Raw genomic sequence first — 12,368 nt, 5'->3', positions numbered from 1 at the left:
GATGAGTCTTACGGTTTGAAGTTTGAATTCCTTGTCGTACTTTTTCGTCATTTCGGACACCTCGATTATGAATGCTTTTATTGTCGCACTCTCGGTTCTCCGTGTCCAATTTAAAGTCTAGCATCAGGAGCTTGCATTATTGTGAGGTGCATTCGTGCACTACATAATATCCTGCATCTATCGAATCGACCAATTCTAGTGCACATATGCACCACTTTTTCAAACAATCCCAGTTTGTATTGAGGTATGGTGCATTTGTGCACTACATAATATCCTGCATCTATCGAATCGACCAATTCTAGTGCACATATGCACCACTTTTTCAACAATCCCAGTTTGTATTGAAGTATAGTGCATTTGTGCACTACATAATATCCTGCATCTATCGAATTGTCCAATTCTAGTGCACATATGCACCACTTTTTCGAACAATCCCAGTTTGTATTGAGGTATGGTGCATTTGTGCACTACATAATATCCTGCATCCATTGAATCGCTGCATGGACTGATATAAGGCAAGGCTGAATCCAATGAAGCTTGATTCAAAAATAAATACTACCCCTTCACAAACACCGTCTTCACCGAGGTAAAAAATTCAATCGCTGCCCGACCCTGTTCACGCGAGTGTGAGCTGGACTGTTTCATGCCGCCGAACGGTGCCTGGAGCTCCACGCCCGCCGTCTCGGCGTTGACTCGCACGAGTCCTGCATCGATTTCACTGACGAAAGATAAGATGCTTCCGATATCTCTCGTATAGATCGAAGCACTGAGGCCGAATTCCGTATCGTTAGCAAGGACAAGCGCCTCTTCGAAGGAATCCGCTTGGATCAGCGTCAGCACGGGGCCGAAAATTTCCTCTTGGGCGATGGCCATCTTGGAATGGACCTCATCGAAGACAGCCGGAGTTACATAATAGCCTCCTGCCAAGGTCGGATCGTCCGGCACCGTCCCGCCGCACAACAGCACCGCGCCTTCTACCTGCCCTCTGCGAATGTAGGACAGCACACTTTCCCATTGCTTCCGATTCGCACACGGCCCAAGCCAAGTCGACGGGTCCATGCCGTCGCCAACCTTCAGTGATTTCACCTTCTCGACCAGCTTCTCTTTAAATACATCATACACCTCTTTTACGACGATGACCCGGCTTGTGGCGGTGCATTTCTGTCCGGTCGAGCGCAGTCCGCCGCTCATCGTCGCATCCACCGCGAGCTCCAGATCGGCATCTGCAGCGATAATGATCGGGTTTTTCCCGCCCATCTCCAGCTGATATTTGGCTCCTCTAGCCAGCGCCGCCTGCCCAATCTGCTTGCCGACTGGATTGGAGCCCGTGAACGTTACGCCATGTATGCCCGGATGAGAAGCAATGCCTTGACCGATCACTTCGCCGCTGCCGATGACCATGTTCACAACACCGGGCGGGAAGCCGGCATCGTGAAAGCACTGCATGACCGCAGCTGCAGTCACGGCTGTCTCCGTCGCCGGCTTCCAGACGACGGTATTGCCATACACGAGCGCCGGGGCCATCTTCCAGATCGGGATAGCGACCGGAAAGTTCCACGGCGTGATGACGCCTACGACACCGAGCGGGCTGCGCGTCGTGAACATCAGCGCATCCTCTTCCGACGATGGGATCACTTCGCCCACGCTGCGCAGCCCTTCTCCCGCATAATAGCGAAGAATCGCCGCGCCGCGAGCCGTTTCGCCCTTGGCTTCTGCGAACGTCTTGCCCATCTCACGGCACATCGTTTCACCGATTTGGTCCATACGGCTTTCCAGTAAATCCGCTGCCTTATACAGAAGCGCTCCCCGCTGCGTCCCCGCCAGCTTGCGCCATCCCCTTCTTGCTGAATCCGCCGCTTCAACGGCGGCATCTAAATCAGTTGCATCCGCATACCTAACGTGACCGATTACCTTTCCGTTCGCGGGATTGATGCTTTTTACGAGCTGTCCTGCTGCAGCTGCTGTCCACTTACCGTGAATATAGCTGCAGGTGACCCGTTGTTCCTTCACTGACATACAAGAACCTCCTACAATCAAATTGCAATTACACGGATAGTGCCGTATTCACCAAAGTACCAATGCCATCAATACTGATTTCAATGCGATCGCCGCTTGCCAGCGTAAAGGAATCGGGAGGAACGATGCACGTACCGGTGAGCAGCACCGTCCCGTCGAAGATGACATTGTCCCGTACCAAATACTGAACCAGCTCATCCAATTTCCTTTTCAACTGTGCAGTGCTGCCTGTTTCCTCGACTTCCATATGTCCAGAGCGAAAAATACGGCAAGCCATCCGCAGCGCATATGGATCGGAAACCGTTTCGGCAAGACGTATAGCGGGACCAATCGCACAAGAGTTGCGCCATATTTTCGCCTGCGGCAAATACAGTGGATTCTCTCCTTCGATATCGCGGCAGCTCATATCGTTGCCGATCGTATAGCCTACAATCGTTCCGGTGCTGTCCAGCACCAGTGCAAGCTCCGATTCCGGCACATGCCATCTGGAATCACTTCGAAGATAGACCGCATCATTCGGTCCTACCGTCCGTGCGGCCGTTGATTTCATAAACAGCTCCGGACGATCGGCATTGTACACCTTATCATAAAAGGTCATTTCGCGATGAATCCCTCCTCCATTCGATTCCATATTCCTTGCTTCCTTGCTCCGTTCGTACGTGACCCCTGCTGCCCATACTTCCGGTGCATCAATAGGAGGCAGAAGCTTCAATCCGTTCAATCCGTGCTGAATGGGAGGCGCCTGAGCAATCATACGCTGTACTGCGGACAGTGTTGTCATGCCCTGCTCCTGGGATTCCCTGACTATCGTCATAAAATCCGGTGCATCCAAAGCATACACATACTCTTCATCCGTTAAGGCCGCGATTCGAACTGACGATCCATCATCGTAACGAACAATTCGCACAATCCCACCTCTTTTGTTTTATATTATAAAACCAAGTTCTATAATCTAGTTGAAAAATTTGCTGTCCTCTTGCGATCTCCTGCATTGTGTATATTTAACCTAGCCTCTTGTCATCGTGGAATTATGCACCTCATGATGCCCGCGGTCATTGTATTCGACCTTTTCTGGTGCACAAATGCACCACTTTTTCGAGCAATCCGTGTTTGCATTGATGTGTAGTGCATTTTTGCACCTTATGATGCCCGCGGCCATTGTTTCGACCTTTTCTGGTGCACTAATGCACCACTTTTTCAAGCAATCCGTGTTTGCATTGATGTGTAGTGCTTTTTTGCACCTTATGATGCCCGCGGCCATTGTTTCGACCTTTTCTGGTGCACAAATGCATCACTTTTTCGAGCAATCCGTGTTTACATTGATGTGTAGTGCATTTTTGCACCTTATGATGCCCGCGGTCTTGTATTCGACCTATTTTGGTGCACAAATGCACCACTTTTTCCAGCAATCCGTGTTTGCATTGATGTGTAGTGCATTTTTGCACCTCATGATGCCCGCGGCCATTGTTTCGACCTATTCTAGTGCACAAATGCATCACTTTTTCGAGCAATCCGTGTTTACATTGATGTGTAGTGCATTTTTGCACCTTATGATGCCCGCGGTCTTGTATTCGACCTATTTTGGTGCACAAATGCACCACTTTTTCCAGCAATCCGTGTTTGCATTGATGTGTAGTGCATTTTTGCACCTCATGATGCCCGCGGCCATTGTTTCGACCTATTCTGGTGCACAAATGCACCACTTTTTCGAGCAATCCGTGTTTACATTGATGTGTAGTGCATTTTTGCACCTTATGATGCCCGCGGTCTTGTATTCGACCTATTTTGGTGCACAAATGCACCACTTTTTCCAGCAATCCGTGTTTGCATTGATGTGTAGTGCATTTTTGCACCTCATGATGCCCGCGGCCATTGTTTCGACCTATTCTGGTGCACAAATGCACCACTTTTTCGAGCAATCCGTGTTTACATTGATGTGTAGTGCATTTTTGCACCTTATGATGCCCGCGGTCTTGTATTCGACCTATTTTGGTGCACAAATGCACCACTTTTTCCAGCAATCCGTGTTTGCATTGATGTGTAGTGCATTTTTGCACCTCATGATGCCCGCGGCCATTGTTTCGACCTATTCTGGTGCACAAATGCACCACTTTTTCGAGCAATCCGTGTTTACATTGATGTGTAGTGCATTTTTGCACCTTATGATGCCCGCGGTCTTGTATTCGACCTATTTTGGTGCACAAATGCACCACTTTTTCCAGCAATCCGTGTTTGCATTGATGTGTAGTGCATTTTTGCACCTCATGATGCCCGCGGCCATTGTTTCGACCTATTCTGGTGCACAAATGCATCACTTTTTCGAGCAATCCGTGTTTACATTGATGTGTAGTGCATTTTTGCACCTTATGATGCCCGCGGTCTTGTATTCGACCTATTTTGGTGCACAAATGCACCACTTTTTCAAGCAATCCGTGTTTACATTGATGTGTAGTGCATTTTTGCACCTCATGGTGCCTTCGGCCATTGTTTTCGACCTATTCTGGTGCACAAATGCACCACTTTTTCGAGCAAACCGAGTTTGCATTGATGTGTAGTGCATTTTTGCACTACACAAAATAGCCTACGGTCATTGATTTAGCAGCACGAACAGTTGTGCAGTTACGTAGTTGAGTAGCCTACGACGGAGAGACGCGGTTTCCTAACTGCAATTACCTAGCTGAATCGATACGTCCCCAGTTCCCTAACCGCGATAGCCCAGCTTGCTTGATATTTCCGCCGTCTCATGCTGCAGCAGCGGAACAAGCTCCTTTAGCTCCTCATCACCGACATGCGCTGCCATCGTAGAAATGCTCATCGCAGCCACCGCTTCACCCAAATGATTGAAGATCGGTGAAGCGACACATCGTACCCCCGGCTCATTCTCTTCCTGATCGTATCCGATCCCTTCCGAGCGAACCTGCTCCAATTCGCGCAGGAAAGACGGTATGGAATCGATCGTCTTCTCCGTGTGCCTAATAAACCGATAGGACTGAAGCATCCGTTCCAGCTCCGGCTTCGCTAGAAATGCGGCAAGCACCTTTCCGACGGCACTGCAGTGAAGCGGCACCCTGCGTCCAATCCGAGAATAGCGGATCGCCGCTTTGGCTCCCTCGACCTTATCGATATAAACTCCCTCTGAGCCGTCCAATACGACGAGGTGTGTCGTTTGACCCGTTGCTTCAGCAAGTGCATGAAGATGTGTACGGACGACCCCGCGAATATCAATACCTTGCAGAAGCAGCTGACCTTTCTCGACCAACGCCATCCCGAGCCTATACTTTCCGCTCTGTTCATCCTGGGCGATATAGCCGTGCATCTGCAGCGTTTTCAGCAAGGAATGCACCGTGCTCTTATGAAGCTGCATCTTTTCGCTAATTTCTGTGATTTTCAATTCTCTGGTTTGGTCATCGAATAAGTCGATAATGCGAAGCGCTCGATCAAGCGCTTGAATGATTGGCATAGTCCCTTAAGCATCCTTTCCCCAGGCAAAGCAACGGTCCAATTCCTGGCGCTGCATTCGTTCGAAATCCATGTAATTCCAATTTTATCAAACGCTTTCATAGGTGTCTATGAAGGTCAATTCAGCCATACAAAGCGCGGAAAGGTGAAATGGAAACACAGGATCATGTAAAATTCGTCAGCCGTACAAAGCACAGAAATCTGAAATAAAAACCACAGGAGCATGAAAAATATCCTAAAAAAACAAGTCGGCATCCATCTTGTACTGGACGTTGCACTGTTCACTGTTCTATTCAAAACCGACCAATTCATTCCTTCGAGTGGCCTTGCTTAAAATTGCGGTAACCTAATTGCTCCAAATAAGCTTTGCTGGCCTGGATTGCATCCTCCGCCGCCATCATGGGGGTTCCCTTTCGCGTGGAGCTCCACTGATTGCCGTCCAGTTCAACGAGCGCAGGATGTGAATAGCCTGTTTCTTCTAAAAACTGCAGGATTCCTTGCAAATCAACGCTTCCCAGTCCCAACGGAGTATATCCGAGAAAACCGGTTGGATCGATCTCCCCGCCCTCGCTGTCCACTTCAACAGGACCGCCGATGTAATCCTTCACATGCACCAATCGGATCATTTCGTAATAATCCGTGATGATCGACAGCGGATCGGATCCACCCTTCGCTATCTGACCGACATCAGGTGCAAAGGTGACAACGCTTGGGTCTACAGCTTCCATAATCCGGCGAATTTCTTCTTCCGTCTCCACCGCAGTCCCTGTATGCGGATGAAAACAGCAAACCATGCCCTGTTCAGAAATTCGTGCGCCAAGTTCATTCAGCGTGCTGACCACATCGGCCGCATGCTCCTTCAACTGAAATGAAGCACGACTCAGCATCGTCCCTCCGACGACAACGATCTTCCCGTCGAACTTGCGGTACAGCTGCGTCCAATTCAGTACCTTGTCAATGCCGTCCTGACGAAGAGACGGGTTGATCAAATCAAGATGACCATACATCGATGTCAGCTCAAGCCCATGGCGCTGAAAAAGCTCCGGCAAGTTCTCCCCTCTCTGTTCCCCATGTTCTAATACCCAGCCGAACGTCTCCGTTCCCCAATATCCACATGCCGCAATGGCCGGTACCGCTTTGTCGATTTCCTCATTCGGCCATGTAATGGCCGTGTGCCCAAATCGAATGTTGTTAGGCATAACGCCCCACCTCCAACCAACTTATTTTAAATTTGTCCTCGCCACGAATACTGCGGTTTATAATTCAATTTGGTCATCAGCTTCTTCTGGGTAATTAATCCCTCTGTACCTTCGAGATGGGGAGCCATGTCCGCGAGATCCGGCCAGTATTTAACAACCACATCCTTCGTCTCTTCCACATGGCGGCTGTCGGTCAACAGATAGAACACCTCGTACATGTCCAGATGATCGGCTTCCATCGCCAGCGTGAATGCCTGTGCCGCATCTCGGGGGTCCAAATACTGCAGCGTCGAAACGACCGGGCCCCCCACATGATCTGGTCTTGCCTCAGGCGTGATCCCATAGCGATAGTACGCTTTATCCATATGCGGCCAATCGATGCCCTGAAGGCGAAAGGCTACGGTGCGAATCCCATAAGCTCTGGAATAGGCCTGCAAAATTTCCTCACCCAGCACTTTAGACAAGGCATACGTATCTTCCGGACGATTCGGATGCGCTTCGTCAATCGGCAAATAATCAACCTGAAAAGGCGTGCTGCTGATTCTTTCGCCCAATCCCAGCGTATAGTATGAGGACGCCATCAGCACTGTCTTCACCTGAAATCGACGCGCCGCCTCCATCACATAGTACGTCCCCATCGTATTGACCTTCATGCATTCGTCCTCGGGCACACGCTGAACTCTCGGCTTACCCGGATGCAGCGTGGTATCATACGGCAGCGCGCCTAAATGAATGATCGCATCCGCTTCAGATAATTGCACCGCACGCATGCAGTCGCCCATGGAGGTCAGATCCCCTTGGACGAACAGCACCTCTTTGGGAAAGGCTGAAATCGCCTCCGGAGAAACCTTATCAAACGCCGTCACGGTATATCCCCGCTCCAGCAAATGTTCCATCATATATTTGGCAAGATTGCCCGCTCCGCCTGTAATCAACACCTTTTTCATCCCTGTTGTCCCCTTCCCAGCTGATCCTTCAGACCCTCTACATACCGAATGCTCTTTTCGAAAAACTCGAGACTTTGCACAGAAGCCTCCCGACTCGGATCCATGACCATCCACCCCGGTTCGACGATCAAATGCAGGCCTTCTGCGCACGGGCTGTGACGTGCCAGCAGCTCAATTGCCGCGGCCAAATCGACATGACCTTCTCCCAGCGTACAACCGAATGCTGTGAAGGGAATGCCGCCTTTCAGCGGATTTTTGACGACGTTCATGTCCTTGAGATGTGTCGTGAACGTGTACGGAGCCAGGGCGGCGACATCATCATTCGGATCACAGAACACCGTATATCCATTTCCCGTATCTAATGCGGCGCCGACATGGGGGGAATCGACCAAATCAAGCAGCTGGGCCAGTTCTCTCCCGGTAAAATCACAGTGGTTTTCTACCGCCAGCAGCAGCCCTGCATCCCGGACCATAGCGGCTGCCTCTCGAAGGGTTGGAACGAGAGCTTCAAGATGCTCGCGAATCCCCTTAGGACGGTGAAACCGGCTTGTTTCGATGTTCAGCCTGCCGTATGCGGTCCGAATGATTGGAATGCCCAGCTGCTTCGCATGCTCGATGCCTTGGCGAAACTTCATCTTTCCCGCCTCGTCAGCTAAAGCTCCCGCTAATTGAAATGCGCCGGGCACCGTCAGCTCAAGCTCGATCTGATGTTCCTTGGCTCGCCTGCTCAACTCGTTAATCCGCTCTAAGCGTTCAGGCTGCATAGGAAGCTGGAGCACACGGCAGCCAAGCTCGATCGATCGCTCAAGAAGCCAAGACGCCGTTTCATCCGTTGGAACCTCTTTCGGTACCGGATAGAAGCTTCCGGTAAAACCAACCCTCATGGACCTGATGCGTTCAACGATCGGCATCCCAGCCGCACGAATGCTGTCACGGATCATGCTATACCTGTCATCGTCCCGTTGATTCCGATCTGCTTGATGCTGTTTCACCCTGCATCCCTCCTTGGTGGGGGCAGGCGGGCTTCTGCCCTATATCACAACTAGCCCGCTGCCCTTTTCACTTTTCCGTAGGGCTATAGACCTTTCACTTCCAATTGGCATCGTACTCTTCCTGCATAATGCTCATATACTCCTCGATGCCTATACTTTCCAGCTCCTGCTGGAAGCTCTCCCAGTCATCCTCGATACTGCGGTTGCCTACGATAAAATCGGCTGTTGCGGCGTCGACGCTCTTCTTGATCTCCGTCTTCAGCTCATTAAACCTTCTTGAGGTATCATTATCGAAGAAGAAGCGAGGGACCGTAATCTCTGCGGCGAATTCATCGTAAGCTTTTGCCGCTTTGTAGAGGACAGACTCCAGATCGAACTGCCCTTCAGGCAGCGCTTCTCTCGCATCCGAGCCAAATGTCGGCCACGCCGCGCCTTGACCGTGCCAGTGCACCTGCTGCGGCTCCTGCCATAAGTCCTTGCCAATAATCCGGTACAGCGCTTGGCCTCCATTCGCCGCAAGGACACCTTCCTCCGGCTTCTCCCAATGCTTGCCTTCTACGCCGTAACGGGCTCTCATATAAAATTCCGGACTATACATCACATCGATCAATTTCATGACCACGTCCGCGTTCTTTCCGTTCGCCGGCAAAATAAATTCCGGTCCGGCGATTTTTCCGTATCGATTGTAATAGGCGTTCTTAAAGCCGTCCGGACCTTCCAGCGGCAGCACGATCTCGTAATTCATCTTCGTTGAGTCGTTCGCAGCGAAGACATGCTGACCGCCGCCGGGTACCGCGCCTACCGTGTTGCCGTCATTCAGCTCCACCATCTGCCGCATCTGGTTTTCATCGTTCGTAAAGGAAGAAGGATCAATCAGTCCTTCACTGTACAACTTGTTCAAATAGCGAAGCCCTTCCCGCCACTCCGGTGTCGTAAAGGCAGCCACAATTTGATCGTCCTTCACATACAAGTTATCTGAGTCCTGATACGTAAAGGCATTCATGATAAAGTCATCCACGCCAGCGAACCAGCTGTGCGGAGAGCCGACCATCGGAATTTCATCGGCCTCGCCGTTGCCGTTCGGATCTTGTTCTTTGACGGCTTTGAGATACTGATACAGCTCTTCCGTCGTCGTAGGTACGTCCATGTTCAATACTTCGAGAAAGCTCGAATTGATCCAGAAGCGCATCGCCCTGTCGCAGTTGTAGCACTCTCCGATTGTATTTAAGGAATAAATTTTGCCATCCGGCGCAGTCGTTGCTTGTTGGACGCCGGGGACTTCGTCGTACATTTTCTTGATGTAGTGACCGTGCTTATCGATCAGATCGCTCAAATCCCGAAAAACGCCTTGTGATCCGTACGTTGCCAGCATCGCATTGTCGACCTCGAAGGCCATAATCAAATCGCCGACATCCCCGCCGGAGGAAAGCTCTAGATTCAATTTCTCGAGCGAATCGGTGGAAGGATACAAATTCCATTCGATATGCACGTTCGTCTGATCTTCAAGCCACGTCGTCAGCTCGTTTTCTCCATATTCATAAGAAATAACAGTCGGGTCTTGAGGCACTGTAATGCGGATCGTCGTTTTTTCTTGCGTAATTGGCAGCACGCCCGGTTCCGACAGCGTGAGCTGCGTATCCTCTTCCTTGTTATTGCCGCCGCTGTTCCCGCCCTCACCGTTGCTGCATGCACTAAGAACGGCGGAGACCATCAGCATGAGCGATAAACAGATAACTCCCCATTTTTTCATTATCCTAAACCCCTCCTTATGCAATGTGTATCTATGATCAACCGACTGCCCCGCTTGCTTCGAAGCAGTCTATTGATGCCTTCCTTAACCTTTAATCGAACCGATCATGACGCCTTTGACAAAATGCTTCTGTACGAAAGGATACACCAGCCAAATCGGCAGGCTCGCCACGATAATGATCGAGTATTTCAACAAATCGGCCATCCCCTGCTTCCTCGTCATCGATTCCGTATCGGTGATTGTCGCCGGATCGATCTGGTTCTGTATCAAAATGTCGCGCAGCACAATCTGCAGCGGATACAGCTCGGGACTTTTCAAGTAAATAAAGGCGTTAAAGTAGGAGTTCCAATGAAACACGCCGTAAAAGAGGACTAACACCGCGGTAATCGCCTTCGACAAGGGCAGCACAATATTCCATAGAAAGCGCACATGCGAGCAGCCGTCCATCGCAGCAGCTTCATACAGCTCCTCACTAATCGTCGTCTGGAAAAACGTCCGCGCGATAATGACATTCCACACCGACAAGGCTGCCGGCAGGATCATCGCCCACCGTGTATCGATCATTCCCAAATCTTGAACGAGCAAATAGTTAGGGATCAGTCCCCCGTTAAACAGCATCGTAAAAGCGAACAAATACATGATGATATTTCGTCCGACCATCGACTTCCGTGACAGCGGGTATGCCGCCATGATGGTCAGCACCACGTTGATGAATGTGCCGAGCGCCGTATAAATAATCGTATTCCCGTATCCGACCAGCACCTTCGAATCTTTAAATACCGCTTGGTATCCTTCTAAGGAAAAATCGACCGGCCATAAGACGACTTTCCCTGAAATGACGGCAAGCCTGTCGCTGAATGAAGCACTGAAAATATAGATCAGCGGATACAGCACGATCAGCAGCGCGAAGAACAAAATCAGGTCATTAAAGAAATAAAAAATTTTATCCTTTCGCGTGAGTGCGATTCGTTTCGAACGCATGAAAGCGGCCTCCTCTCCATATGCTAAGCCTCATTCCTCACCATAGACTCGTTCCGCCAACCTTTTTGGCGATTTGATTGACGGTCATAATCAACGCCAGATTGATGACCGAATTGAACAACCCGATCGCCGTAGCGTAAGAGTAATTGGGCGCATTAGAGGCAAGACTGACGGAATACACATAGGTGGAAATGACCTCGGAAGAGCTGATGTTGAGCGGATTTTGCATCAAAAAGATTTTCTCGAAGCCAATGCCCATAATCATGCCGGCATTCAGGATGAGAAGCGTCACGATCGTCGGCATAATGCCGGGCAGATCGACGTGGAGGATGCGCTGGAAGCGGCTGGCGCCGTCAATGGTTGCCGCCTCGTGAATTTCGGGACTGACGCCAGCCAACGCCGCAAGATAGATGATCGTTCCCCAACCTGCAGTCTGCCAAATCCCGGACCATACATAGACGGATTTAAACCATTCCGGCTCTCCCATAAAGTTGATCGGATCAAATCCAAACCAGCCGAGCGCGATATTGACGATGCCGACTCTCGGGTTTAGAAACTGCATAATCATCCCAACCATGACAACCGTGGAGATGAAGAAAGGCATATAGGTGACGAATTGTACGACCTGCTTATACCTTGTGCGGAGCGTGGCGTTCAGCGCCAGAGCCAAAATAATCGGTATGGGAAATCCGGCAAGCAGCTCGTAGAAGCTGATAATGAGCGTATTCGTGATTACGCGCTCGAATTGATGAGAGTTAAAGAATTTTACAAAATGGTCGAAGCCTACCCACGGACTGCCCCAAATCCCCTCCATAATTCTGAAATCCTTGAATGCCAGCTGCAGCCCGTACATCGGTAAATACTGAAACACAATCAGCCAGGCGAATGGCAGCAAAATAATCAGATATAGCTGATAATCCTGTCTCATCTGCCTCAACGTCCGCCCGTAGCTGGCCTTGTTCTTTAAGCGTGCCATCTTCGTCATGATCCTCCTTCCATTGGTGTTTTATAATGTAAAACTGCG

Annotated in this window: 10 protein-coding genes; 1 reads left to right on the top strand and 9 read right to left on the bottom strand. The window is 50.3% G+C overall.

Annotated elements, in window-relative coordinates; translation table 11 throughout:
• Positions 1–555 precede the first annotated feature (555 nt).
• Together gucD and ACFPXP_RS01555 are read right to left on the bottom strand one after the other, a co-directional pair.
• Positions 556–2,016: an alpha-ketoglutaric semialdehyde dehydrogenase GucD gene (gucD, locus tag ACFPXP_RS01560; RefSeq protein ID WP_379891717.1), complete on the bottom strand. Its 1,461-nt coding sequence runs from the start codon at positions 2,014–2,016 to the stop codon at positions 556–558.
• Positions 2,017–2,044: 28 nt separating this feature from the next.
• Positions 2,045–2,923: a fumarylacetoacetate hydrolase family protein gene (locus ACFPXP_RS01555; RefSeq protein ID WP_379891715.1), complete on the bottom strand. Its 879-nt coding sequence runs from the start codon at positions 2,921–2,923 to the stop codon at positions 2,045–2,047.
• 148 nt (positions 2,924–3,071) lie between these two features.
• Between ACFPXP_RS01555 and ACFPXP_RS01550 the strand changes: the two genes are divergently transcribed.
• A complete protein-coding gene (locus tag ACFPXP_RS01550) occupies positions 3,072–4,571 on the top strand; it encodes a hypothetical protein (RefSeq protein ID WP_379891713.1) in 1,500 nt (499 codons plus the stop codon).
• Between the two features lie 146 nt (positions 4,572–4,717).
• Here ACFPXP_RS01550 and ACFPXP_RS01545 read toward each other — a convergent pair whose 3' ends face one another.
• The 7 genes from ACFPXP_RS01545 to ACFPXP_RS01515 form a co-directional block, all read right to left on the bottom strand.
• Positions 4,718–5,476 (bottom strand): IclR family transcriptional regulator, encoded by a 759-nt coding sequence (locus ACFPXP_RS01545; protein WP_379891711.1) that lies wholly within the window; start codon positions 5,474–5,476, stop codon positions 4,718–4,720.
• Positions 5,477–5,783: 307 nt separating this feature from the next.
• The gene (locus ACFPXP_RS01540; RefSeq protein ID WP_379891709.1) at positions 5,784–6,674 is read right to left on the bottom strand and encodes a sugar phosphate isomerase/epimerase family protein; all 891 of its coding nucleotides are present in this window, start codon (positions 6,672–6,674) and stop codon (positions 5,784–5,786) included.
• Positions 6,675–6,700: 26 nt separating this feature from the next.
• The gene (locus ACFPXP_RS01535; protein WP_379891707.1) at positions 6,701–7,621 is read right to left on the bottom strand and encodes an NAD-dependent epimerase/dehydratase family protein; all 921 of its coding nucleotides are present in this window, start codon (positions 7,619–7,621) and stop codon (positions 6,701–6,703) included.
• Complete coding sequence (locus ACFPXP_RS01530) at positions 7,618–8,613, bottom strand: sugar phosphate isomerase/epimerase family protein (RefSeq protein WP_379891705.1); 996 nt, start codon at positions 8,611–8,613, stop codon at positions 7,618–7,620. The genes ACFPXP_RS01535 and ACFPXP_RS01530 overlap by 4 nt, the downstream gene beginning before the upstream one ends.
• Before the next feature lie 94 nt (positions 8,614–8,707).
• Positions 8,708–10,363, bottom strand: coding sequence for an extracellular solute-binding protein (locus ACFPXP_RS01525; protein ID WP_379891703.1), 1,656 nt, complete (start codon positions 10,361–10,363; stop codon positions 8,708–8,710).
• An 84-nt stretch (positions 10,364–10,447) separates the two neighbouring features.
• Positions 10,448–11,344, bottom strand: coding sequence for a carbohydrate ABC transporter permease (locus ACFPXP_RS01520; protein WP_379891701.1), 897 nt, complete (start codon positions 11,342–11,344; stop codon positions 10,448–10,450).
• A 37-nt stretch (positions 11,345–11,381) separates the two neighbouring features.
• Complete coding sequence (locus ACFPXP_RS01515) at positions 11,382–12,329, bottom strand: ABC transporter permease (protein WP_379891699.1); 948 nt, start codon at positions 12,327–12,329, stop codon at positions 11,382–11,384.
• Positions 12,330–12,368: the final 39 nt, after the last annotated feature.

The sequence above is a fragment of the Marinicrinis lubricantis genome (assembly GCF_042658665.1).
Classification (GTDB): Bacteria; Bacillota; Bacilli; order Paenibacillales; family KCTC-33676; genus Marinicrinis; species Marinicrinis lubricantis.
The sequence above is the reverse complement of the archived record's forward strand: the minus strand, read 5'-3'. Positions and strand labels throughout refer to the sequence as shown.